20 protein-coding genes and 1 pseudogene are annotated in these 23819 nt (G+C 69.9%); 3 read left to right on the top strand and 18 right to left on the bottom strand.

The window, feature by feature from the left end; genetic code table 11:
- Positions 1-225: 225 nt before the first annotated feature.
- Positions 226-1185: an alpha/beta fold hydrolase gene (locus ACTWQF_RS35395; RefSeq protein ID WP_443283874.1), complete on the bottom strand. Its 960-nt coding sequence runs from the start codon at positions 1183-1185 to the stop codon at positions 226-228.
- Positions 1186-1863: 678 nt separating this feature from the next.
- On the bottom strand, positions 1864-2559 hold the full coding sequence (locus ACTWQF_RS35390; RefSeq protein ID WP_443283871.1) for a metal-dependent transcriptional regulator: 696 nt from the start codon (positions 2557-2559) through the stop codon (positions 1864-1866).
- A 221-nt stretch (positions 2560-2780) separates the two neighbouring features.
- On the opposite strand from ACTWQF_RS35390, the gene ACTWQF_RS35385 reads away from it, so the two are divergent.
- Complete coding sequence (locus tag ACTWQF_RS35385) at positions 2781-3575, top strand: SIS domain-containing protein (RefSeq protein ID WP_443283870.1); 795 nt, start codon at positions 2781-2783, stop codon at positions 3573-3575.
- Positions 3576-3612: 37 nt separating this feature from the next.
- Here ACTWQF_RS35385 and ACTWQF_RS35380 read toward each other — a convergent pair whose 3' ends face one another.
- Together ACTWQF_RS35380 and pdxH are read right to left on the bottom strand one after the other, a co-directional pair.
- The gene (locus ACTWQF_RS35380; protein WP_443283869.1) at positions 3613-5238 is read right to left on the bottom strand and encodes a PAS domain-containing protein; all 1626 of its coding nucleotides are present in this window, start codon (positions 5236-5238) and stop codon (positions 3613-3615) included.
- A gap of 447 nt (positions 5239-5685) precedes the next feature.
- Positions 5686-6312, bottom strand: coding sequence for a pyridoxamine 5'-phosphate oxidase (pdxH, locus tag ACTWQF_RS35375; RefSeq protein WP_443283873.1), 627 nt, complete (start codon positions 6310-6312; stop codon positions 5686-5688).
- A gap of 507 nt (positions 6313-6819) precedes the next feature.
- Here pdxH and ACTWQF_RS35370 point away from each other — a divergent pair.
- Positions 6820-7911: a citrate synthase 2 gene (locus ACTWQF_RS35370; protein WP_443283868.1), complete on the top strand. Its 1092-nt coding sequence runs from the start codon at positions 6820-6822 to the stop codon at positions 7909-7911.
- A 121-nt stretch (positions 7912-8032) separates the two neighbouring features.
- Here the strand turns inward: ACTWQF_RS35370 and ACTWQF_RS35365 are convergent, their stop codons facing one another.
- From ACTWQF_RS35365 to ACTWQF_RS35355, 3 genes are read right to left on the bottom strand one after another with little or no spacing between them, the layout of a single operon-like run.
- Positions 8033-8215: a DUF397 domain-containing protein gene (locus ACTWQF_RS35365; RefSeq protein ID WP_443283867.1), complete on the bottom strand. Its 183-nt coding sequence runs from the start codon at positions 8213-8215 to the stop codon at positions 8033-8035.
- Positions 8212-8421: a DUF397 domain-containing protein gene (locus ACTWQF_RS35360; protein WP_443283866.1), complete on the bottom strand. Its 210-nt coding sequence runs from the start codon at positions 8419-8421 to the stop codon at positions 8212-8214. The genes ACTWQF_RS35365 and ACTWQF_RS35360 overlap by 4 nt, the downstream gene beginning before the upstream one ends.
- A complete protein-coding gene (locus ACTWQF_RS35355) occupies positions 8418-9320 on the bottom strand; it encodes a helix-turn-helix domain-containing protein (RefSeq protein WP_443283865.1) in 903 nt (300 codons plus the stop codon). The genes ACTWQF_RS35360 and ACTWQF_RS35355 overlap by 4 nt, the downstream gene beginning before the upstream one ends.
- Before the next feature lie 176 nt (positions 9321-9496).
- Between ACTWQF_RS35355 and ACTWQF_RS35350 the strand changes: the two genes are divergently transcribed.
- Positions 9497-9967 carry an ATP-binding protein gene (locus ACTWQF_RS35350; RefSeq protein ID WP_443283864.1) on the top strand — a complete coding sequence of 157 codons (471 nt, stop codon included), beginning with the start codon at positions 9497-9499 and terminating at the stop codon, positions 9965-9967.
- A gap of 136 nt (positions 9968-10103) precedes the next feature.
- Here the strand turns inward: ACTWQF_RS35350 and ACTWQF_RS35345 are convergent, their stop codons facing one another.
- The 11 genes and pseudogenes from ACTWQF_RS35345 to ACTWQF_RS35295 form a co-directional block, all read right to left on the bottom strand.
- On the bottom strand, positions 10104-10706 hold the full coding sequence (locus tag ACTWQF_RS35345) for a hypothetical protein (protein ID WP_443283863.1): 603 nt from the start codon (positions 10704-10706) through the stop codon (positions 10104-10106).
- Positions 10707-10708: 2 nt separating this feature from the next.
- On the bottom strand, positions 10709-13036 hold the full coding sequence (locus ACTWQF_RS35340) for a DUF6571 family protein (RefSeq protein ID WP_443283862.1): 2328 nt from the start codon (positions 13034-13036) through the stop codon (positions 10709-10711).
- Between the two features lie 17 nt (positions 13037-13053).
- A complete protein-coding gene (locus ACTWQF_RS35335) occupies positions 13054-13581 on the bottom strand; it encodes a WXG100 family type VII secretion target (RefSeq protein WP_443283861.1) in 528 nt (175 codons plus the stop codon).
- Between the two features lie 353 nt (positions 13582-13934).
- Entirely contained in the window at positions 13935-15464 is a 1530-nt protein-coding gene (locus ACTWQF_RS35330) for a sodium:solute symporter family protein (RefSeq protein ID WP_443283860.1), read from the bottom strand.
- 203 nt (positions 15465-15667) lie between these two features.
- Positions 15668-16288 (bottom strand): TetR/AcrR family transcriptional regulator, encoded by a 621-nt coding sequence (locus tag ACTWQF_RS35325; RefSeq protein ID WP_443283859.1) that lies wholly within the window; start codon positions 16286-16288, stop codon positions 15668-15670.
- On the bottom strand, positions 16270-16956 hold the full coding sequence (locus tag ACTWQF_RS35320) for an enoyl-CoA hydratase family protein (RefSeq protein WP_443283872.1): 687 nt from the start codon (positions 16954-16956) through the stop codon (positions 16270-16272). The genes ACTWQF_RS35325 and ACTWQF_RS35320 overlap by 19 nt, the downstream gene beginning before the upstream one ends.
- A 66-nt stretch (positions 16957-17022) precedes the next feature.
- A pseudogene (locus ACTWQF_RS35315) lies at positions 17023-17187 on the bottom strand (enoyl-CoA hydratase-related protein); the annotation flags it as partial.
- A gap of 47 nt (positions 17188-17234) precedes the next feature.
- The gene (locus tag ACTWQF_RS35310; RefSeq protein WP_443283858.1) at positions 17235-18401 is read right to left on the bottom strand and encodes an acyl-CoA dehydrogenase family protein; all 1167 of its coding nucleotides are present in this window, start codon (positions 18399-18401) and stop codon (positions 17235-17237) included.
- A 72-nt stretch (positions 18402-18473) separates the two neighbouring features.
- On the bottom strand, positions 18474-20390 hold the full coding sequence (locus ACTWQF_RS35305) for an ATP-binding protein (RefSeq protein ID WP_443283857.1): 1917 nt from the start codon (positions 20388-20390) through the stop codon (positions 18474-18476).
- 41 nt (positions 20391-20431) lie between these two features.
- Positions 20432-22024, bottom strand: a complete 1593-nt coding sequence (locus ACTWQF_RS35300) for an acyl-CoA carboxylase subunit beta (protein WP_443283856.1) — start codon at positions 22022-22024, stop codon at positions 20432-20434.
- A complete protein-coding gene (locus ACTWQF_RS35295; protein WP_443283855.1) occupies positions 22021-23787 on the bottom strand; it encodes an acyclic terpene utilization AtuA family protein in 1767 nt (588 codons plus the stop codon). Before ACTWQF_RS35295 ends, ACTWQF_RS35300 begins: the two co-directional genes overlap by 4 nt.
- Positions 23788-23819 lie beyond the last annotated feature (32 nt).

Here is a 23819-nt window from a genome sequence, read left to right as displayed (position 1 = left end):
GGCGCCACCGGCAGTGCATCTCGGCCCCCGCCGCGAAACGGAGCCGTCTTACGTCAATGGCTCCGGGATTTGCGGAAGGGGGGTTCTAGGGGGGCGAAGCCCACCTGGCGGGGGGCCGTTGGGGGGCAGAGCCCCCCGACACGACCTGTCGGCGGCAGCCGAAAACGAAACAAGGCGTGCCCCCACAAGCGACGGGACCCTCACGGGGCGCCCCCACAAGCGACGTCACCCCGGAAGGGCTGCCTGCAGAAAGGGTTCCACGACGCGCCGCCAATCCTCCGGCTGGTCGTAATGGATCAGATGCCCCGCCTCGGTCACCTCCGCATAGATACCGCGCGGCAGCACCCGCACCATTTCCTGCGCCTCGGCGCGGCCCAACTCACCGTCGAGACCGCGGACCACGAGGGTGGGGCAGCGCACTTGGGCGAGCTCGTCCCAGTGCGCGTCGTGCACCCATGTCTCACGGACCCGCATCATCACCTCTGGCGAGAACACCGGCCGCCAGCCGTCCTCCCCCTCGGTCATCACCTCAGCGAAGAACTCACCCCGGGAGGGACGGGAACGCTCCAGCGAGGGGTCGTCCTCGCCGAACCATCTGCGTACGTCGGCGAGGGTCGCAAAAGGGGCGGGCCAGGACTTGAACCACTCCTCCCACTCGCGCTGCGACTGCTCGCCGAGCGCCGAGGCCCGCATATCGCTGATCACCAGGGCCTGGACGAGATCGGGGCGCTTGGCGGCGAGTTGCCAGGCGGTCAGCGCGCCCATGGCGTGACCGACGAGCGCGACCGGGGCCAGGTCGAGCTGTTCGAGCGCGGCCTCCGCGTCGGCGACGTACGCATCCCGGTCGTAGCGGCCCTCGCGCGGTTTGTCGCTGCGGCCGTGGCCGCGCTGGTCGAGGGCGACGGCGCGGTAGCGGTCCGTGAGCCAACGGGCCGTGCTCGCCCAGTGCGCGGCGCGGCCCATGAGTCCGTGCAGTAAAAGCACGCCCGGCGGCTTGCGGCGCGGTGTCTCGGCGTCCTGCCCTGCGCCGGGGGCCTTGCTTCTCCCGCCTGTCACGCCGGCACCTGTCACGCCCGGCACGGCGGCTCCGGCCAGGGCCTCGGGGCCGGCCTTGGGCGGGTCGGCGAACTCCCATGCCGCCAGCCGGATTCCGTCCGCCCCCGTCACATCGATCCGTCGCACCATGCGTCGTGACACCCCCACTCCTGTGACCGCCGCGTCAGACTATCGAACCTTTATTCGAACAGCCGGGCCTCACGGCGAATACCCCACGTTCGAGTGACACGCCTGCGGGGTTGCCCGTCGCCCCCCGGGGGAGACAGGAACCGGGAGGGCGGCAGACCCTGAGAGCTCGGGGCTCCGGGTCGCCGCGGGGGGACATGGGGAGGCGGGGCTCCGGCGGCCGAAGGCACCGGAGCCCCGGCTGCTCACCCGCCCCGCGCGGGGCGACGTGGGGCCTGTGGAACACGGCATCGATGGCTCCCCTTCCCCCAGCGACAGCGTCGCACGGCACGCACACAGCCGCTTGTGTTCCGGCAACTCTGGTACGGCCGGAAGAATTTGGGAAGACGCCCACCCGCGGGGGCGCGTCCCCGTACGCCGGGGCGCACCTTGTACGACCCGGCCTCGGGGCAGACGCCCCTCTCGCGCCCCGACAATCACGCGCCGCCCGGGGAACCCGCCGTGAGGGTTGCGCGGAATTACCGAGTGCGGGCGCGTCGTGGTCACTCGCGCCTGCCTCGAAGCCGGCGAAGCGCCCGCGAGAGGCGCACAGACAGAAAGACAGAAGGGGTCCCGCGCCCCTTCGGGGCGCGCTCCCCCACGTCGGCTCCCCCGCGTTGTCGGCTGCGCCCGCCGCAGGCGTCAGCGCTTGGCGACGAAGACGTGCGCGGCGATCTCGGTGCCGAGCTCGGCGGCCTCGCCGCTGCTGCCCACCTGGACGCCGCCCGCGGAGCCGGCGTTGACGCTGACGACCGCGCCCGGCTGCACACCGGCGCGCCGCAGCGTGTACATCAGCTGGGCGTCCATCTGGATCGGCTCGCCGATCCTGCGGACCACGACCGTCTTGCCGTCGCCGCCGGTCTCCACGTCGTTGAGGCTGACCAGACCGTCGTCCAGGAACGGGTCGGCCTCCGCCTTCTCGCCCAGCTCCTCCAGGCCCGGGATCGGGTTGCCGTAGGGCGACTCGGTGGGGTGCCGCAGCAGGTCCAGCACGCGGCGCTCGACCGCCTCGCTCATCACGTGCTCCCAGCGGCACGCCTCCGCGTGCACCTGCTCCCACTCCAGGCCGATCACGTCGACCAGCAGACACTCGGCCAGCCGGTGCTTGCGCATCACGCGCGTGGCCAGCTGCCTGCCCTCCTCCGTCAGCTCCAGATGGCGGTCCCCGGCGACCGTCACCAGCCCGTCCCGCTCCATCCGGGCCACGGTCTGGCTGACCGTCGGACCGCTCTGGTCCAGGCGCTCGGCGATGCGGGCACGCATCGGGACCACACCTTCCTCCTCAAGCTCCAGGATGGTGCGGAGATACATCTCCGTGGTGTCGATGAGTCCTGACATTGCGTAGCCCCTAGTCAGCTCGTGCGGTGGCCCTCAAGCAATTCTGACGCATCCCACCGACAACCGCGCCGTCCCGACCGCGAACCGGTACCGATGACGGGCGCCTGCCGGTTGACAGGGGAAAGGTCCAGACCTCAACGTGAGCGCCGTACTACGGAACGCACAGGAGCGGGACCGGGGCGTATCCGGGCCGCGGGGACGACGGACGCGAAGGGCGCGCGATGGGCGAGCAGGCCGGGGGACATGTCGAGGAGAAGGCCGAAAAGGCGGAGAGGACGCCGGCCGGGGACTTCTTCGACGCGGCCGTCGCGCTGCTGAAGGAGGTCAGGGACGGCGAGGCGGCGGCGATCGAGGCGGCGGGCAAGCTGCTGGCCGACACCGTCGTCGAGGGCGGCCGGATCTTCGCCTTCGGCGCGGGGCACTCCTCCCTCCCGGCGCAGGACACCGTCTACCGGGCGGGCGGGCTCGCGGTGATGAACCTCCTCAACGTCCCCGGCGCCGTCGGGGTCAATGTCCGTCCCGCGACGCTCGGCAGCGCGCTGGAGCGGGTCTCCGGGCTGGCGACGGCCGCGCTCGACTCCAGCCCGGTCCGCGCGGGCGACGTGCTGATCATCATCTCCCTCTCCGGCCGCAACGAGCTTCCCGTGGAGCTCGCGCTCAACGCCCGGGCTCTCGGCCTCAAGGTCGTCGGCGTCACCTCGGTCGGGTACGCCGCACAGACCCGCTCGCGGCACACCACCGGCGCCTTCCTCAAGGACCACTGCGACATCGTCGTCGACAGCCGTATCGCCGTCGGCGACGCCGAACTGACCGCCGAGGGTGTGGGAGCGCCGTTCGCGCCCGCCTCCACGGTGGTGACCAGCGCGGTGATGCAGGCGATCGTCGCCACCGCCACGGGTGAGCTGGCCCGCCGGGGTGTCGAACCCCCCATGCTGCGCTCGGGGAACGTGGACGGGGGGCACGATTGGAACGCGCGCGTGATGGACGAGTACGCGGACCGGATCTTCTACCGCTGACCCGTACGGATCTTCCATGACCGGCCGTAAGGACCCGCTACGGCTGTCCCCTGTCCAGCGCGCCCGCCAGGTCGGCCGCCGCCGCGACCTGGGCGGCGATCTGCTCCGCGTAGTCCGCGTCCTCCCGGTCGAAGGGGCGGCGGCCCGCATCCCGGAGGAAGGTGACGACGCCGAGCGAACGGCCCCGGCAGCGCAGCACCGTGCACAGCCCGTGCACGGTGCCCTGCGGCCACTTGCGGGCCCGCGCCCACTCCGTGGCGTCCGGCCCGCGCTGCTCGCCGCTGCTGGCCCGTACGGAGGTGCAGCGCTGGTACGCCTGGAGCGCCGGGTGGCCCTCCGGGTAGGCCACGGGGATGCCGCTGGCGGTGCCCGGCTCGATGAACGGCGGCCGGCCGCGTTCGACCGCCGGGGCCAGCGCGGCGCGTACCAGCCGCGGGTCGCGGTGCGGCAGCGCGTCCAGCGAGGCGTCCCGCGTGCGCGACGGCTCGGGTCCTGGCTCGGCGGCCAGGTCCAGCAGCGCGTGGTCGGCGAACCCGGCCAGCGCGAACTCCAGGTGGAGGCAGGCGGCCTCCATCGGGTCCGCGCACTCCGCGGCGGCGCGTGCCGCGCGGTGCAGCTGACCGGCACGGAAGCGCAGCCTGGCCGCCTCCCGCTCGGCCTGCTTCTCGGCCGTGACGTCCTGGAAGAGCCAGGCGACGCCCAGCGGCACGGGCTCCTCGGCCAGCGGTGAGGCCAGCCGCAGGAAGCCGCTGCGCCAGCAGCGGCGGCGCGCCGAGTCCGTGGTGTCGGCGGCGGCCTCGGCCCCGGCGGCATCCGCGTCCGCACGGTCCGCTCCCGCCCGGTCGGCGCCGCTCCGGCCCGCGTCGGCGCCGCTCCGGCCCGCGTTCGTACGGTCGCCCTGCCGGCGCAGCGTCACCCAGAGCTCGGCGGGTGCGGGCGGCGCTCCCTCGCCGAGTACGTGCTGAAGCGCGCCCTCCAGCTCCTCCATGCCCTGCTCCAGCAGTTCGCCCAGCGGGCGGCCGAGCATGGTGGCGCGGGCGGGGACGCGGAAGGCCCGTGCCGCGTACGCGTTGGTGACGGTGGGCCGCAGATCGGCGTCGACCAGGACGACGCCCCAGGAGGCGTCCTCCAGCAGCGCCTCGCTCAGCGCGATGCAGCGCTCCAGGTCGATCTGTGCGTGCACCTCGCTGAACGCGCAGTAGACGCCCTTGGGACGGCCGTCGGCGCTGCTGACTCCCGAGGACTGGATGCGTACCAGCACCCGGCCGCCGTCCTTGGTCAGCAGTGCGAACTCGTGGACCTGGCGGCCGGGCGAACGCATGGCGTCGAACAGCCGGCCCTCGACCTCTTCCGCGTCGGCAGGGCGCACCGCCCAGCCCGCCAGCCCCTTGCGGCCGACGGCCTCCTCCTGCGTCCAGCCCAGCATCCGCTCGGCCTCGCGGTTCCAGTGGGTGACCACGCCGTCGGCGTCGAAGGCGCACAACGCGGCGTCCATGCCGTCGAGCAGCGCGGCGAGCAGGAGTTCGTCGTCAGGCCCGCCGCCACCGTCCGAGGACGACGCGGAGTGAGTCTCGGATCGAGCCGCCACCTCGGCACCCCCTTGTTGCTGCGCCCATCTTCTGCCGTGCCCGTCGCTCAGCGCCACGACCTGTGTACGGATCATTCAACTCGAACGTGACACACCCCACAGCGAGTTCCCCGAAATCGTTGTCGCCCCGAAATTCGTTTGCCGCCCCTGAGGGGGGTGCTTACGGTGTGGAGCACACAGGAAGGGAGGTGATCCGGCTGATGATCAATCACCGGACGTGTGAGGTGGCTGCGGCCTGAGGCCGACGCCACTAGCGTGACGCCGGTTCGCCGGCCAATCCACAGCAGTCACCCGGCCCGTGGGCTCGTCGGACTCGTCCGACCGACGCCGTCCGCTTTTTGCGGAGGGAGTCGCCCACGGGCCGTTCTGCTGCGCGCATGTTCTGGAGAGGGGCTGCCCCCGGCTGTCGCTTGCAGACTGCGGATGCGTTGTGGCTTGTCACGCCCACGCGGCGGAGCCGCACATCGACACAGCCCCGCGCCCCTTCGGGGCGCGACCCCCTCCGCTGCGCTGTGCTTGGCCCTACGGGCAGAGGCGCTCGATCTCCCAGCCGCCGCTTTCCGTACGGCGGTAGCGCAGCCGGTCGTGCAGGCGGTTCTCCCGGCCCTGCCAGAACTCGACCGTCTCCGGGCGCACCCGGTAGCCGCCCCACTGGGCCGGCGCCGGAACGTCCTCGCCCTCCGGATAGCGCTCCGCCAGCTGGGCGTACAGCCGGTCCAGCTCCTCCCGGGAGGCCACGCGCGAGGACTGTTCGCTCGCCCAGGCGCCGAGCTGCGAGCCGTGCGGGCGCGTGCGGAAGTAGGCGGCCGTCTCGTCGCGCCCGGTGCGCTCCGCGGTGCCGGAGATGATCACCTGGCGGGCGATGCCATGCCAGGGGAAGAGCAGCGAGACGTACGGGTTCGCCTCGATCTCCCGGCCCTTGCGGGAGCCGTAGTTGGTGAAGAAGACGAAGCCGCGCTCGTCGTAGCGCTTGAGCAGGACGGTGCGGGAGCTGGGACGGCCGCGTTCGTCGGCTGTGGAGCACACCATGGCGTTGGGTTCGTGCAGCCCGCTGGCGGTCGCCTGGGCGAACCAGAGCGCGAACTGGGCGAACGGGTCGGGGGCCAGCTCGCTCTCGCCGAGTCCTTCTTCCCGGTAGTGGGCCCGCATCGCGGCGGGGTCGAGGGTGGTCGAGGCCGTGGTGTCGGTGGCGTCGGTGGCAGCAGCGTCGTCAACGTCATCAGCGTGAGGCACGCCGCTATCTTGCAGCATCCGTCCCGGCCGCGGTCGGACAGTCTGCCCGGTGGACACCCTCCGCACACCTGAGGGCCCGGAATCGGCGGCTGTGCCTCATCTCACCCTCCCGCGCAGGTGCTGGAACCGCCAGAATCCTGCCCCGAGAGCTGTGGCAGCCGTACATCAAGAGCTATCGTTGCCGCTCCGCCCGACAGCGTGCTCCAGGCCACAGGCAGCGGAGCGTGACCACCGACCGGGGCGGGCATGACCGAGGTGACGGCCCGGTCCGTGAGCCGCGAGAAGCCGGCAGCGGAACCGTTCGCCGCGCTCACACAGCATGCGCAGCATGCACAGCAGACCACGCTGCCCCGCGCAGCCCACGCCAGCAGGTCGATCCGCCGTCAGCACAGCTCTGACGACGCTTTACGAGGGAGCCGCCAGATGTCCGACTTCGTACCCGGGCTCGAGGGAGTCGTCGCGTTCGAGACGGAGATCGCCGAACCCGACAAGGAAGGCGGCTCGCTCCGCTACCGCGGCGTGGACATCGAGGACCTGGTCGGCCAGGTGTCGTTCGGCAGCGTGTGGGGGCTGCTCGTCGACGGCGGCTTCAACCCCGGCCTGCCGTCCGCCGAACCGTTCCCCATCCCGGTGCACTCCGGGGACATCCGCGTGGACGTCCAGTCGGCGCTCGCCATGCTGGCTCCCGTATGGGGCCTCAAACCCCTGCTCGACATCGACGAGCGCACCGCCCGTGACGACCTGGCGCGGGCCGCCGTCATGGCCCTGTCGTACGTCGCGCAGTCCGCACGCGGCCAGGGGCTGCCGATGGTGCCGCAGAAGGAGATCGACAAGGCCGACACCGTGGTCGAGCGCTTCATGCGCCGCTGGCGCGGCGAGCCCGACCCCAAGCACGTGGCCGCCGTCGACGCCTACTGGACCTCCGCGGCCGAACACGGCATGAACGCCTCCACCTTCACGGCCCGCGTCATCGCCTCCACCGGCGCCGATGTTGCGGCGGCGCTCTCCGGTGCGGTGGGTGCCATGTCGGGGCCCCTGCACGGCGGCGCCCCCTCCCGGGTCCTCGGCATGATCGAGGAGATCGAGCGCACCGGCGACGCGGACGCGTACGTGAAGCGCCAGCTCGACCGCGGAGAGCGGCTGATGGGCTTCGGCCACCGCGTCTACCGCGCCGAGGACCCGCGCGCCCGCGTGCTGCGGCGTACGGCCAAGGAGCTGGGCGCCCCCCGCTACGAGGTCGCCCTGGCGCTGGAGAAGGCCGCCCTCGCCGAGCTGCGCGCCCGACGGCCCGACCGGGTGCTGGAGACCAACGTCGAGTTCTGGGCCGCCATCGTGCTGGACTTCGCGGAGGTCCCGGCCCACATGTTCACCTCGATGTTCACGTGTGCCCGTACCGCCGGATGGTCGGCGCACATCCTGGAACAGAAGCGAACGGGCCGACTGGTGCGCCCGTCGGCCCGCTATGTGGGACCAGGGCCGCGCGACCCCCGCGAGGTGGACGGCTACGCGGGCTGACCGGCACCAGGGGCTCGCCCCGTGCCTTTTGCGTTCCCCGCGCCCGAAGGGGCGCGGGGAACTGCGCGACCAGCCACGACGCAGTCGCAGCCTGCGGACGGCAATCAGGGGCAGCCCCTGGTCATGGCTGACCTGCCAGCTTCTCGATGAAGTCCGCCCACCGACCGGTCGGTACGGAGAGCACGGGGCCGCGCTGATCCTTGGAGTCGCGGACATGAACGGTGCCGACCGTGTGCGCGACCTCCACACAGTTGCCGCCGTCCGGGCCGCTGTAGCTGCTCTTGCGCCAGGACAGCTCGTTCATCCTTCTTCCGCCAGGTGTCCGACGAAGGCCACCCACTGGGCGGACGGTACGGAGAGGACAGGGCCGCGCTGATCCTTGGAGTCACGGACATGAACGGTGCCGACCGTGTGCGCGACCTCCACACAGTCACCGCCTTCCGGGCCGCTATAGCTGCTCTTGTGCCAGGACAGCTCGCAAGACCGGGCTGCCACCTGCTCGTTTCTCATGTCTCCCCTGCCAAGTGACGAATGAAGGCGGCTGATTCCTCGACGTTCAGGGCCTGTGATCGCAGCTTGCCATACCGAAGTGCGAACTCACTCACGTGCCTGGCGTCGCTGACGACGTGGCCGATGCCCTGCGATTCGAAGTAGCCGTACTGCTGATGCTCCGCAGTCTCCACCAGCACCATCGCGCCGTGAAGGCCGGGATGGAAGCCGACACCGAGTGGCATGACTTGGATGGCCACGTTGCGAAGCTCGCCTTGGCGCAGCAGATGTCGGTACTGCTCCTTCATCGTGCTCGGGCCGCCCAGCTCTTGGCGTAGCGCAACCTCGCTGACGACGAAGGAGAAGTCCACCAGGGGGCTTTTGGTGAGGATCTTCTGCCTGCTCAGTCGCGCATCGACGCTGTCCTCGATGGCTTCCTCTTCGAGCATTGGCACGTGCCCCTCGAACAGCGCCCGCGCGTACCCCTCGGTCTGCAACAGCCCGGGCACCAGCAGGGGGTCGTATCCGAACCGACTCACCGCCTCCATTTCCAGCAGCACGAAGTCCCGGAAGAACGCTGGCAGCTTGGCGAAGTCCACCTCCTCCTGGAGGGTTTCCAGGACGCCGCCCGCGTCCAGCACCCGTTCTGCGGCCTCGGTGAAGGGGGCCTTGGCTGGGCGGCGGCCCTGCTCGACGGAGGCGACCTGTTCCGGCGAGTAGCCGAGGAGTGGGGCAAGGGCTTCCTGCGAATAGCCCGCAGCCGTACGGAACTTGCGTAGCAACTTGCCGTAGCCGACCCAGATGCCGGGGCGGTCGTCCTCGCGTTTGCGCTGGTGGGCGGTGTCCGCCGTACGGGGAGAGGGAACGGCGCGGCCGTCCTTCTTGCGATCGGTCGGTTGGTTTCCGTTCGCGCTGGTCATACGCTTCACGTCCTTGTGCGCCCTCAACGGGTCTCTGCGTCAACGCCGTTCGCCGTGGCCTGGTCACGGCGTGCGGCCCGTACATCCCCGCGCAGGAGGCGTGCCCCGCCGTACCCGTGGCCGGGGGAAGCGCTCCTGACCTGGCCACGGTATGCGCGTAGCGCGACCGTCACGCTATGAATCCGCACACGCAGGAAATTCGCCAACCTGAGCCACCCCAGGCGCCGTTGGAGACGTTCACCGTGCAGCTCAGTTCCACCCGGCGCGGGGCACGCCTCGCGCGCCTGCTCGCGACGCAGTGGCTGGACGAGCGCGCTGTCCCGTACCGCAGCACCCCCTCGCACGCGGCGGCACTGATCGTGGCGGAGCTCGCGGCGAACGCCGTACGGCATTGCGGCAACATCGGCCGCGACTTCCGGCTGTGCCTCACGTTGAGCGAGCCGGCGCCAGGGAGGCGGCTGCGGGTGAAGGTCACCGACGCACGGGCGGACAAGCCACTGCCACCGGAGCCGCCCCGACCGTCGGTCGCCGAGGAGGAGTCAGGGCGCGGGCTGCTGCTGGTGGACGCCCTGGCGGACCGCTGGGGAGACCGGGTGAACGACCCCATCACCAAGACGTTGTGGGCGGAGCTGGATCTCCCCTTTTGAACGGCGGGACCTCCGATGGCAAGCTCCAGGGCCGCCCCTGCGCACCTGGTCCGCGCCCTCACGCCGCAGAGCGGTGATCAGCTTGCCGAAATGACGCGGACTCAGCCCGGTGAACCGGGGGGCTGCCCAACAGCCTTTAAGTAGAACCGTCCTCAATGGGTGCGGCGAAACAGGCAAGGGAATGGCCGTCCCCGGCTGCCGCCTTGAGAATCCGTATCAGGTCCTTACGGGTGTCGTCGCCCTTCTTCGTGAAGGACTCCACCTTCACGTGCAGCGAGGTGTTCTCGTCCTCGTCCTTGGCCTTGGTGCAGGGCAGGGCAGCAGCGGCGGCGCTCCGGGTGGCCCAGCTCTTCTTGAAGCCGGGGATCTTCTTCCCCTTTCCTTGCCACGGCTTTGGGCCGTCCAGGGAGCGGGTGGCGTTCAGCTGCCCCAGGGACACCGTCAGCGCACGCTTCCCGTCTGCATTGATGCCGCACAGCGCGCTGTATTCGCCCTTCTTCCGGGACACCTTCTGCCACCCGCCCACGTAGTGGGACTTGGGGATCACGCGGTCCAGCACCGAGTTGGACAGGCCCGTGAGCACGGTGTGACAGGTGTCCCCGGACACCTCCGTGAACTTCTTCGGCTCCTTGCGCTGCATCAGGGCCCCGCCCACTGCCCCCGCCGCGACGAGCGCCACGGCGAGGACGAAGAGCAGGATGTAGCGGACCCACCGGGTGGGGCGAGGATGAGCGGTCATGCCTACTGTTCTTTCACTTTGTCGAGGGAGCTGAGGAACGGTGCCGTGGTGCCTACGCGAGAATATGCCTGGGAGAACCCGTCGTCGGAAAACTTCTCCGCCCAGCTCTTCGACAAGTGGATGCCGTGTTCCTTTTCCAGGGCGCCGAAGATTTTCTCGTTCTGCTGCACATCGCGTTTGGAAAGCTCTTCGTAGATCAGGCTGGCCTTCTCCGCCGCGGGAGTGGACTTGTTCATGTTCCAGTACGCGGCGTCGGCGTCGCTGGCGCCGGCTGACGACGCGCCGGTGAGAACAGCCGCGGTGACCACGGCAGCGACCGGGTGGGAGTCGGCGATGGGCTTGAGGGCACTGACGCCTCCCGCGACAACTCCGAGAGCGCCGTTGGCCCACAGCCGCTTGCTGAGCGTCGACTGGTCGAAGTCCTGTTCTTCCCGGATCGCGGGGGCAATGAGCGCTTCCTGGCGTCCGATGGCGAGCGTTCCGGCACTCTCCCCGGACGCGCGGAGGATCTCGTCCACTGTGTCCTTCCGGGAGGCGTCGTACCGCTGGTCGGCGGGCAGGTCGCCAGCCAGGTGGTGCTCGAGCGCCTGGGCGGTGTAGTGCTTCTGCCCAAGTGTGATCGCCGCGTTCGCGTCGGCGTCCTGCCCCACCTGGACCAGGAACCGCGTCGCCTCACCGTGGCTCATCCCGGCCTGCTCGCCGGACATGGGGAACAATTTGCCGTCGTCCGATCCGTCCTTGATCGCCCGGAAGAAGTCCGGGCTGTACTCGGCAGCGGCGTTCCCCAGACCATCATGCATGCCGGGTGCCAGCGTCAGGCGGTGCTCGGCAGCGCCGAACCCCGTGACGAGCTTGGACATCAGCTCGGCCTGCTCCTTGGTGTGGGACGGGTTGTGATCCAGCGGCGTGTCCCAGGCGTGGCCGGTTGCCGCGGCACCTAGCGCGTGACCAAGGGCAGTCCGGGAGGGAACGACATCCTTCCTCGGGTCGAAATCGGGGTTGTTCGCACCGTCCTGGATGTACTCGCGGTCCTTGAGCAGGTAGTCGAAGTGGCCCTTGTCAGTGAAGAACTCTGTGGACGCGTCTCCGTTGTGACCCATCGCCTCCAGGAAACCGGTCATAGGATCCGCGCCCTGGTCGGCCTTGGGACCGAAGTTGAGGTAGTCCACCGGCTTCATGCCCTCGCTGAGCCACCGGCGGTGGCCTGGGAGCTCTTGCCCGTGCGATTCGAACTTCGACTTCTCCCTCGCTATGAGCTCATCGCCATAGTGGTTGAGGAACTGCGAATCCCACTTTCCGGTGCGCATGAGGTTGCTCATCACCTGGAAACCGTACGGTGGCCGGGCGTCGTGCGTCCCCGGATCTTCCACGGCGGGCAAGCGCTTGTACCCGAGATCGATGACGTCCTGCTTCCACTGCGTCATCTTAGGCGAGTCCGAGTGGCTGGCCAGTGCAAGTGTGTTCCCGAGGTTGTCCTGGAGCGCCGCGAGCTGCTTTCGGGTCGCCGCGTCGAGGGCTTTTGCCTTGGGGAAACCGTGCTCGTCCTCCCCGTACTCAGGCCGTGCCGTCCTGTTCCAGAAGTCGAGAATCCCTTTGGCGCCCTTCCGGGTCGCGAACTCTTCCGCGAAGTCGGAGTTGTGGGCGTTTTTGGCGAGGATTGCGTTGAACTGCTCCAGCTTCTTTTTGTCCGTCTTCAGGCCGTCGTCGCCGGCCAGCTTCATCAGGGTATCGACGTCCTCCTTGGTCTCCTTCCGTACATCCCGGAGGTGGCCGGCGATATCGTCGTTGAAGCCCTTCCCCGGAGGGTCGATCTGAAGGACCGTCTTCAGCGCGTGATCGGCCTTGCTCGCATTGGCGATAGCCTCCTTGATGCGACGGTTGCACTCGTCGACGCTCCGCTGCAACTTCTCCAGGTTCGGTATGTCCTCCTTGTGGCCGTGGTCGATGGAGACGACGCCCTTCGTCTCATCGAGCTTCAGGTAGTTCTTGGTGCCCTCTTCGGGCTTGGCGTGCACTGCCCGTTCGACGTTCTTGATCTCATCCTGGGAGAACTCGAACGTCGAGAGCGCCTCTGACAGATTGGTACTGATCTTCCGGGCCTCGCCAGCGGCCTCCGACATCTGCTGGCGGACGCTTCTGAACTTTTTGAAGGCCGCATTGGCGCTCTCGCCGTGCCAGCCGGACTGCTCAAGGGGACCAGCTACCGTACGGCCGAAAGTCGTGGCCACAGTGTCCATCTTCTCGGGAATCTTCTTCCACTCCCGCACCGCTTCCCGTAGCGGTTCGAGGTTGGCGTCGCGTATGGCTTTGTAGGTGAGTTCATGAGCCATCGACAGTGGGCTCCTCCTCAGGGCGTCGGCTCGGTGCCGGACCCGTCCGGCCGGGGAACATACGGTCCGTACAGCGGCTTGTCGGTACCCCTGGCGTAAGGGCCGTACAACGGACCCTTTGTCGGGGTTTCCCCGTACGGCACCGCTTTACCGATCTCCGTCTTGCGCCGCACGTCCTCCTCCTTGAAGTGCGTCGCGGCGGACCGGAGGGATTTCGCCACCCCGGTGTAGAGGCCGTCCAGGTATTTCATCTGCTCCCGCCACAGCTTCTGGAAGTCCTTGAACGCCTCGTCGCTGGCGAAACCCTTGATGGAGCCGGGAACTTGCTCGGTCTCCCGCATGGCAACGTTGTCCAGCTTTTGGAAGTCGCCACTTACGTCTTCTGCTTTCCCCGCGAACGAGCGAAGTACGTGAGGAGTGACATCGAGGTACTTCCCGTCACCCTTGGCGCCGTCCTTGCCCCCGGCGCCGTTCAACTGCATCGGCGCGGACTGCTTCTCCCTGGCCTTGGCGACCAGGCCTGCCCATTCCTGTGCGAAAGACATGAATCCCCCTTGTCAAACGGTCCTCCCCCTCTAGAGGAACCTACAAGACGAGCGGAGGCGCTGTCTCGACGGTATTGCGCCTGGTTGAAGGCTCGCGGTAAGGCCATGGCCGCACTGGTCCGCCGGGATGGGCCGCGGTGAGAGGGAAGGTCAGGGGCCGGGCAGCGGCCGTCGACTGCGAGATGAAGCTACCTGGTTGGCCTGCCTCGAAACCGGCCGATGGCGCGGCATGCCAGTTCATCGGCCGGCCTTCCACCGGGACCGGTTGGCGTTCCGCCGACCAACGGAAAGCCGTTGCCCTTTGGCAGGGCAGGGCACGAGGGCAGCGGTGCCGCCCGCCCCCTGCCAGTTCGTCAGCGCAGTTCCAGTGGGGGCAGCGTGGGGGTGTCCGGGGTCGTCGGCTGGACCTCCGCCTGGAGGTCTTCGGCGAGGGAGTCGACTATGGCGTTGCCTGCTGCGGTATCGACGGGGCGGAGGAGGCCGATGGTGACGTAGAGCACGAGTGAGGTCAGCAGGGGGAGGCCGACCGTCATGGCCTCGGTGGCGTCGTCGACGGCCCAGTAGAGGATCGACCAGACTGCTATGCCGCCCGCCCAGGAGCTGATGGCGGCGAGGGAGCCGTGGCGCTTGAACCAGGGGAGGAGGCCGAGCATCAAGGGGATGGAGATCGGGCCCATGGTGGCGGCGACGATGCTGACGACGACCGTCATGATGAAACCGTCGGGGTCGGCGAAGAGGGCGAAGCCCATGCTGAAGGTGACGAAGGCGACCGTCGTGATGCGGGCGAAGAGGAGTTGGGCTCGCTCGCCGAGGGTGCGTACCCGGCGTACCAGCACCGGGGCCAGGTCGCGGGTGATGACCGCGGTGATGACGTTGGAGTCGGAGGCGACCATGGCCATGGTGTGGGAGAAGAACCCGGCCATCAGCAGCCCGATCATGCCGGTCGGCAGGAGTTCCTGGGCGAGCCGGATGTAGGACTCCTCACCGTTCTCGATGCCCGGCACGATCAGCGGCGCGGCGATCATCGGGAGGAAGAGGATCAGCGGCCAGACCAGCCACAGCGCACTGGACAGCAGCGCGGACTTCTTCGCCCGGGAGCCGGAGGGCGCGGCCATGTAGCGCTGGGCGAGGTTCCACATGCCGCCGTTGTACTCAAACGTTTTGACGAGGAGGAACGCGAGGATCAGGGTCGTGGTGACCGGGCCCGCCACCGGGTCGGAGTGTCCGGCCGGCAGATCGCCCCACATGGTCCACAGCGTCGAGAGACCGTCCAGGTGTGCCATGACGGCCACCAGCATGGCGATGCCCGCCACGGACTGGATGACGAACTGGCCGAAGTCGGTGAGGACATCGGCCCACAGCCCGCCGAAGGCCATGTAGATCATGGTGCAGACGCCGGTGAGGGTGATGCCCCAGGCGAGCGGTATGTCGGCGAATCCCTGCAACAGCACGGCGATGGCGACCCACTTGGCCGCGATGTCGACGACCTTGAGCGCGGCGCCGCTGTAGGCGAGCACCTGCTGGGTGGGCAGGTTGTAGCGCACCGCCAGATACTCCAGCGGGGAGTTGACGCCATGTTTGGCGCGCAGCCGGTTCCAGCGGGGTGCGAACAGGAAGGCGCCGATGCCGACGCCGATCCCGATGGTCAGCGGCCACCAGAAGTAGACGGTGACGCCGTAGTCGTAGGCGACGGCGGCGAAGGTGACGAACATGATGGCGCTGTAGCCGGACATGTGGTGCGAGATCCCCGACAGCCACCAGGGGATACGGCCGCGTGCGGTGAAGAAGTCCGCGACGTTGTCGATCCGGCGGGTCGCGTACAGGCCGATCGCCAGCATCACGAAGAAGTACGCGCCGACAACTCCCCAGTCCAGTCCGGACATGGCGGCTCCCTGGTTCGGTTCGCTCAATCAATTCATGTAGATGATTCATGTAGATGAACACGTGCCAGATCGCTGAACGAGCGTCACCCTAGAAGTGGCCTATAGGAGCGTCAAGACCGCCGACAGGGCCGGAACACACAGCACAGCCCCGCCGGTTCACATACATGTCGATGAATGCGAATCAGCGGGGCCGAAAGGCTGGTTCAGTTGTGCAGCGCGTCCTCCAGCAGCCGGGCCCACTGCGCCACGACCCGCTCGCGCCGCGCGCTGTCGTCGGTCAGCAGATTGGCGAGGCCGAGCCCGCGCGCCATGTCCAGCAGCCCCTGAACGGTCTCCCGGACTCCGGGCCTCCGCTCGTCGACGCGGAGCAGCTCGACCGCCATCCGGTGCGCCTCTCGTCCGATACGGGCTTCCAGCGCGGTAACCCGCGGGCCCAACTGCGGCTCGTTGGACGCCGCGACCCACAGCTGCAGCGCAGCGCGGAAGAGCGGACCGGTGTACAGCCCGACCAGCGTCTCGACGGCGGCGCGGGCGCCGGTGGGCGTCGGCAGCTCGCGCAGCGCCCGGGAGCGTTCCTCGGCCACGTACTCGACCGCCGCCGTGAACAGGTCCTCGCGGGTGGGGAAATGGTGCTGCGCCGCGCCCCGCGAGACGCCCGCGTGCTCGGCGACCACCGTGACCGTGCTGCCCGACCAGCCGTGCTCGGCCAGGCACGTCACCGCGGACTCCAGCAGCCGCTGCCGGGTGGCCCGACTGCGGTCCTGCTTGGGCGCCGCGCCACGGGTTCCTGCCGCGCCGCCGCGGGTTACTGCCGCACTGCCCATTCGGGCTCCCGTCGTTCGAGGAAGGCCGTCATGCCCTCGCGGGCCTCGTCCGACGCGAACAGCCGCGCCGACAGTTCAGCGAGCGTACCCGTGTCGCGGTCGAACGCGGCCAGCACCTCCCGGGTGACCAGCCGCTTCGACTCCGCCAGCCCCTGCGGGGAGCCCTGTCGCAGCCCGTCGAGCACGGGAGCCAGCGCCTCGTCCGGATCGTCGGCGGCCAGCGTCACCAGCCCGGTACGGGCCGCCTCCTGCGGGCCGAACCGCTCGCCCGTCAGGTAGTACCGCGCCATCGCCCGCGGGTCCGTTCGCGGCAGCACCGGCATCGAGATCACCGCCGGAGCCACTCCGATCCGCGCCTCCGTGAACGCGAACGTCGCCCCTGGTCCCGCGACGGAGATGTCGCAGGCCGCCAGCAGTCCGGTGCCGCCGGCGCGGACGTGTCCGGTCACCCGGGCGACGACCGGTTTGGGGAGGGCGACGATGCGGCGCAACAGTTGTGCGAGGGCCAATGCTTGCCCCTCAGCTCCTGCGTAACCCGCGCGGGCGCTGCGCTTGCCCACCCTGGGCCTGGGGGTACCCCCTGCTCGAAGAGCTTGGGGGAGCAGACTGCCCAAGCGCAGGGCAGGGAGCACGCGCCCCGTCAGGGGCGCGGGGAACTGCGCGCGCAACCACGACGCGCCCGCAGCCTGTGGACGTCGGCCAGGGGCAGCCCCGTGGCCAGTCGATGCGCCGGCCTCACTCAAATCCGCTCCCGCGCAGAACGTGTTGCCCGTATGCGTGAGCAACACCGCGCGCACGGAGTCGTCCGTCTCGGCCCGGGCCAGCGCTGCGTGCAACTCGCCGACCAGGCGGGCGGAGAGCGCGTTGCGGTTGTGCGGGGAGTCGAGGGTGAGCGTGCGGATGCCGTCCGCGGTGCCGGTGGCGAGCACTTTCTCCGGGGCGGCCATCAGTACGACCTCGGGAGGCCGAGGGTCTGGTGGGAGACGTAGTTGAGGATCATCTCCCTGCTCACGGGGGCGATACGTGCCACCCGTGACGCGGTGATCAGCGCCGCGAGCCCGTACTCGCGCGTCAGCCCGTTGCCGCCGAGCGTGTGCACCGACTGGTCGACGGCGCGTACGCAAGCCTCCGCCGCCGCGTACTTGGCCATGTTCGCGGCCTCGCCCGCGCCGATGTCGTCGCCCGCGTCGTACAGCCGTGCCGCCTTCTGCGTCATCAGCCGCGCGCACTCCACCTCTATGTGCGCCTGCGCGAGCGGGTGGGCGATCGCCTGGTGCGCGCCGATCGGTTCTTTCCACACCTGCCGGGTGCGGGCGTAGTCCAGCGCTCTTTCGATTGCGTAGCGCGCCATTCCCAGTGCGAATGCCGCCGTCATGATGCGTTCCGGATTGAGCCCCGCGAAGAGTTGGAGGAGGCCCGCGTCCTCATCGCCGACCAGCGCGTCGGCGGGGAGGCGTACGTTGTCCAGTACGAGTTCGAACTGTTTCTCCGGTGCGCTGATCTCCATGTCGATCCGGTTGCGGGAAAAGCCGTGGGCGTCCCGGGGGACGATGAACAGGCACAGTTTCAGTTTCCCCGTACGGGCGTCCTCTGTGCGGCCGACGATCAGGGTTGCCTCCGCGATGTCGACCCCTGAGATGAAGACCTTCCGGCCGGTCAGCACCCATTCGCCGGTGGCCGGGTCCCGCCGGGCCGTGGTGGTGATGCGGTGCGAGTTGGAGCCGGCGTCCGGCTCCGTGATGCCGAACGCCATCTTGCGGGAGCCGTTCGCCAGTCCTGGTAGCCAGGCCCGCTTCTGCTCTTCCGTGCCGAAGCGGGATATCACCGTGCCGCAGATTGCTGGTGAGACCACCAGCATGAGGAGGGGGCAGCCGGCGGCGCCGAGTTCCTCCAGCACGATGGAGAGTTCTTGGATGCCGGAGCCGCCGCCTCCGTACTCCTCGGGGAGGTTGACTCCGAGGTAGCCGAGCTGTGCGGCTTCCGTCCACAGTGCGGTTGTTTGTTTGCCCTGGCTTGCTGCCTCCGCGAAGTATTCGCGGCCGTACCGTTTGCCGAGGGCGGCTGCCGATGCGCGGAGCGCCATTTGTTCGTCGGTCTCGATAAGGGCCGTCATGTTTTTCCCTTCCGATTCTGTGGCGCGACTCCCACCGCAAGGGCGCGTGCGTCCCCAACCAACGTCACCCCCTCAGGCGGTGACGACTGCAAGAAGGGTGCCCACCTCGACCTGCTGCCCCGCAACGACGTGCAACGCGGAGACCCTCCCATCCGTGGGGGCGACCACACGGTGCTCCATCTTCATCGCCTCCAGCCACAACAAAGGCTGTCCCGCGGTGACGTGGGCCCCGACCCGAACGCCCTCCGCCAGCCGGACGACCGTCCCGGGAAGCTGCGCCAGCAGGGAGCCGGGTTCCGCCGCCGTCCTGGGCTCGGCGAGCCGGGGCAGGGCGGTGAAGGCGTGCCGGCCGACGAACACCCGGTCGCCGTACACCGCGACCGGGTACCGGCGGCGCACCCCGCCCGTTTCGAGGACGACTTCTTCGGGCCGGGCCGAGACGACCCGCACCCCGGGGGCGGCCTCCGGCACGAGGGTGCCGCCCCTGCCCCACCGGTACCGCACCTCGTGTTCGTCCCCGGCGGCGTCGGCGTACCGCCGACAGGCGGGTGCCGAGGCGAGGTTGCGCCAGCCTCCGACGCGGGCGGCGACACGAGGACGCCCCGCCTCGTCACGTACCGCCGCCGCCAGTGCGGCGGCCAGCAGCGCGTGCACAGTGTCGTCTCCCGCGCCGGGGGCGGTCAGTTCGGCCAGGTTGCGTGCGTAGAAGCCGGTGTCCAGCCGGGCGGGGTCGAAGTCGGGGTGCCGCAGCGAGGCCACGAGCAGGTCCCGGTTGGTGACCGGTCCGTGCACGGCGGCCCGTTCCAGGGCGCGGGTCAATTTGCGTACGGCTGCGGGGCGGTCCGGCGCCCAAGCGATGACCTTGGCGAGCATCGGGTCGTAGTGGACGCCGATCTCGCAGCCGTCCGCGACACCGGAGTCCACCCGGACATCGCCGGGTACCTCCAGCCGCCACAACCGGCCCGTCTGCGGCTGCCAGTCACGCGCCGGATCCTCCGCGTACAGCCGGGCCTCGACGGCGTGGCCCCGAACCGGGGGCGGTCCGTCCGGTGGCAGCGGATCGCCTTCCGCGACGCGGATCTGGTGCGCCACCAGGTCCAGCCCGAAGACGCACTCGGTGACGGGGTGTTCGACCTGGAGGCGGGCGTTCATCTCCAGGAAGCAGGGGCGTCCGTCGGCCGTGACGAGGAACTCGACGGTGCCCGCGCCCACGTAGTCCACCGTGCGGGCCGCCGCCACGGCGGCCCGTTCCAGCGTGCGCAGCACCTCGGTGCCGAGCCCGGGGGCCGGGGCCTCCTCGATCACTTTCTGGTGGCGCCGCTGGAGGGAGCAGTCCCGGGTGCCCAGCGCCCATACGCCACCGTGCGCATCCGCCAGCACCTGTACCTCGACATGCCGCCCCCGCTCGATGTACGGCTCGACGAACACCTCGCCGTCCCCGAAGGCAGCGGCGGCCTCCGCACGCGCTGCGGCCAGTTCACCGTCCAGCGCGGTGAGTTCGCGGACGACCCGCATGCCGCGACCGCCGCCGCCCGCCGCGGCCTTGACCAGGACGGGCAGGTCGGTCTCGCGGATCTCCCCCGGGTCCAGGGGCGCCAGGAGCGGCACCCCGGCCTCGCCCAGCAGTTTTTTGGCGGCTGTTTTGGACGCCATGGCGTCGATCGCGGCGGGCGGCGGGCCGATCCACACCAGCCCGGCGTTCTGGACGGCGCGGGCGAAGCCGGCGTTCTCGGAGAGGAATCCGTAGCCGGGGTGTACGGCGTCGGCGCCGGCCGCGAGGGCGGCGGCGACGATGAGGTCGCCGCGCAGATAGGTGTCGCCGGGTGCGCTGCCCGGCAGCCGTACGGCGGCGTCGGCCTCGCGGACGTGCGGCGCTTCGGCGTCCGCGTCGGAGTGCACGGCGACGGTGGAGATGCCCAGTTCGCGACAGGTGCGGAAGACGCGCCGGGCGATCTCGCCGCGGTTGGCGACGAGGATGGAGTGGATCATTCCGTGCTCCTCGGAGTGCCTGTCGGTTCCGTCCACCCCGCTCACATCCGGAAGATGCCGAAACCGCCGCGGGCTCCGGTCACCGGCGCGGTGTGGACGGCGGACAGACAGATGCCGAGAACGGTGCGGGTGTCGCGCGGGTCGATGACGCCGTCGTCGTAGAGCCGTCCCGAGAGGAACATGGGCAGCGACTCGCTCTCGATCTGCTGCTCGACCATGGCCCGCAGCCCGGCATCCGCCTCCTCGTCGAACGGCTTTCCCCTGACGGCGGCCGACTCGCGCATCACGATCGAGAGCACACCGGCGAGCTGCTGCGGCCCCATGACGGCGGACTTGGCGCTCGGCCAGGCGAAGAGGAACCGGGGCTCGAAGGCGCGTCCGCACATCCCGTAGTGGCCGGCGCCGTAGCTGGCGCCCATCAGGACGGACAGGTGGGGGACCTTCGAGTTGGAGACGGCGTTGATCATCATCGAGCCGTGTTTGACGATGCCGCCCTGCTCGTACTCCTTGCCGACCATGTAGCCGGTGGTGTTGTGCAGGAAGAGAAGGGGGATGTCGCGCTGGTTGGCGAGCTGGATGAACTGGGTGGCCTTCTGCGACTCCTGGCTGAAGAGCACCCCCTGCGCGTTGGCGAGGATGCCGACAGGGTAGCCGTGCAGCCGCGCCCACCCGGTCACCAGGCTGGCCCCGTACAGCGGCTTGAACTCGTCGAAGGCCGAGGCGTCCACGATCCGGGCGATCACCTCGCGCGGGTCGAACGGCACCTTCAGCTCGCCGGGGACGATGCCGAGCAGTTCTTCGGGGTCGTACAGCGGCTCCCGTACGGTGGCCGGGTCCGGGTCGGAGTGGGCCTTGCGCCGGTTGAGGCGGGCGATGACGCGGCGGGCCTGGCGCAGTGCGTCGGGTTCGTCCAGCGCGTAGTGGTCGGCGAGGCCGGATGTGCGGGCGTGCATGTCGGCGCCGCCCAGCTCCTCGTCGTCGGCTTCCTCGCCGGTGGCCATCTTCACCAGCGGCGGCCCGCCGAGGAACACCTTGGCGCGCTCCTTGACCATGATCACGTGGTCCGACATGCCGGGTATGTACGCGCCGCCGGCCGTGGAGTTGCCGAACACGACGGCGACGGTCGGGATACCTGCTTCCGAGAGCCGGGCGATGTCCCGGAAAAGGGCGCCGCCCGGGATGAAGATCTCCTTCTGGCTGGGCAGATCGGCGCCGCCGCTCTCCACCAGGCTGACGCAGGGCAGCCGGTTGGCGTACGCGATCTCGTTGGCCCGTAGCGCCTTCTTCAACGTCCACGGGTTGCTGGCACCTCCGCGTACGGTGGGATCGTTCGCGGTGATCAGGCACTCGACGCCCTCGACGACACCGATCCCGGTCACCAGCGAAGCGCCGGTGGTGCAGTCGCTGCCCCACGCGGCGAGCGGGGACAGCTCCAGGAACGGGGTGTCCGGGTCCAGGAGGAGTTCGATCCGCTCGCGGGCCGGCAGCTTGCCGCGCTCCCGGTGCCGCGCGACGTATTTCTCGCCGCCGCCCGCGAGAGCCTTGGCCTGCTCGGTGTTCAGCTCTTCGAGCTTGCCGAGCATGGCGGCGCGGTTGTCCCCGTACTCCGGAGCTTGCACGTCGAGGGCGCTCATGGAAGGAACACCTCCGGTATGTCGAGGTGGCGCGCGCGCAGCCACTCGCCGAGCGCCTTGGCCTGCGGGTCGAACCGGTGCTGCGACGCCACGCCTTGGCCGAGGATGCCGTCGATCACGAAGTTGAGGGCTGCGAGGTTGGGGAGTTCGTGCCGGGTGACGTCGAGTTCCCGGGTCTCCGGGAGGAGTTCGCGCACCTTGGCGACAGTGAGGGTGTCGCGCAGCCAGCTGTAGATGTCCGGGTCGGCGTCACGGGCCCAGACGCCGATGTTGGCGCTCCCGCCCTTGTCCCCGCTCCGTGCCCCGGCGACGAGACCGAGAGGGGCACGCCGAACGGGGGACGACGCGGGCCGCGGCGCAGGCCCTCCCTCTACACCGGCCCGCTGCCCCTCGCCCGCCCGCCCCGCGAGAGGCGAACCGGCGGGGAAGGCCACATCCACCCGCGTACCGTCCGGCAGCACCGCGACATGCGGCACCGCCTCAGCGCGTACGTACGCCGCCTCGAACACTCCGAACGGTGCCCCGCCCGTCGGTGGTGCCGCCAGGTGGAAGCCCGGGTAGCTCGCGAGTGCCAGCTCGACGGCGGGGCCGGACACGGCGCGGCCCACCACTCTCTCGTCGGCGTCCCGCACCACCAGCCGCAGCAGAGCGCTCGACTCCTCCTGGACGTCCGCGTCCATGCGATCCGTACGAACGAGGCTCCAGCTCACCTCCCGCGGACGCCGTGCCCCGGACCGCGAGAAGGCGGCCTCCAACTGCTCCTGCACCAAGGCGGCCTTGGCCTCCACATCGAGCCCGGTCAGCACGAGGGTGACCTCGTTGCGGAAGCCGCCGAGCCGGGTGAGGCCCACCTTGAGGGTGCCGGGCCGGGGCTCCCCCCGGACCCCCTCGACACGGACCCGGTCGGGGCCCGCCTGGCTGAGCCGCACGGAATCCAGCCGGGCGGTCACATCGGGGCCGGCATAGCGCGGCCCCGCGGTCTCGTAGAGGAGCTGCGCCGTGACGGTGCCGACGGTCACCGCGCCGCCGGTTCCCGGGTGTTTCGTCACCACCGACGAACCGTCCGCGGCGATCTCCGCCAGCGGGAACCCGGGGTGGCGCACGTCGATGCCGTCACGTACGAAGTCGCGTACGAAGAAGGCGTAGTTGCCGCCCGTGGCCTGTGTTCCGCACTCCAGCACATGCCCGGCGACAACGGCCCCGGCGAGCCGGTCCCAGTCGTCGTCCGCCCAGTCGAAGTGCGCGGCGGCACACCCGCTGACCAGCGCGGCGTCGGCCACCCGCCCGGTGACGACCACATCGGCACCGGCGCGCAGGCACGCCGCGATCCCGGCGCCGCCCAGATACGCGTTGGCGGTCAGCACCCCCTCGCCCCAGTCCTGGCCACCGAGCAGATCGTCACCCTCCACATGTGCGACCCGCGCGGGCACGCCGACCCGCTCGCTCAACTCCCGTACGGCGTCGGCGAGCCCGGCCGGATTGAGGCCGCCCGCGTTGGTGACCAGGGTGACGCCGTGCTCGCGGGCCAGCCCCAGCCCTTCCTCCAGCTGCCGCAGAAAGGTCCTGGCGTAGCCGCGCGCGGGGTCCTTCAGCCGGTCGCGGCCGAGGATGAGCATGGTGAGCTCGGCGAGATAGTCGCCGGTCAGTACGTCCAGCGGGCCGCCGGTCAGCATCTCGGCGAGCGCGGCGAAGCGGTCGCCGTAGAAGCCGGAGGCGTTTCCGACCCGCAGGGGCTCGCGTGGGGTGCCTTCCGGAGCACTCACGCCTCTCCCTCCCCGAGTTCGCGGCGTCGGCG

The organism is Streptomyces sp. 8N114, from assembly GCF_052245835.1.
Taxonomy (GTDB): Bacteria; Actinomycetota; Actinomycetes; order Streptomycetales; family Streptomycetaceae; genus Streptomyces.
This window is presented reverse-complemented; position numbering and strand designations above follow the sequence as displayed.